General features: G+C 46.6%; 1 protein-coding gene. It reads left to right on the top strand.

The genetic code is table 11. From position 1 onward, the window contains the following. Window positions 1-348: phosphoglycerate kinase (gene pgk / locus HC176_RS18000; RefSeq protein ID WP_167920378.1), on the top strand; the 348-nt coding region annotated here is incomplete at both ends.

The following is a 348-nucleotide window of genomic DNA, read 5'->3' as shown; positions in this document are numbered from 1 at the left end:
AGGGAGTGGACCAAAAGAATTCCCTGCACCATATCGTGGGCAAGGTTTCAGAGATCCTTGGAGTGCAGGTGAAATTCGTGGAGGAGAGTGTGGGGGAGAAAGCTCAGAAAGCGGCTAAAGAACTGCAACCGGGAGAAGTACTGCTTCTGGAGAATCTTAGATTTCATTCCGAGGAAGAGAATGGGGATGAGGAATTTGCAAAAAAACTGGCAGGTCTCGCAGATATCTATGTAAATGATGCTTTTGGAACAGCGCACCGGGCCCATGCTTCTACCACTATCGTAGCGAATTATTTCGAGGATAAATGTTTAGGGGCTTTACTGGCAAAAGAAATTGACAGCCTGGAAA

The organism is Tamlana crocina, from assembly GCF_012037625.1.
The sequence above is the reverse complement of the archived record's forward strand: the minus strand, read 5'-3'. Positions and strand labels throughout refer to the sequence as shown.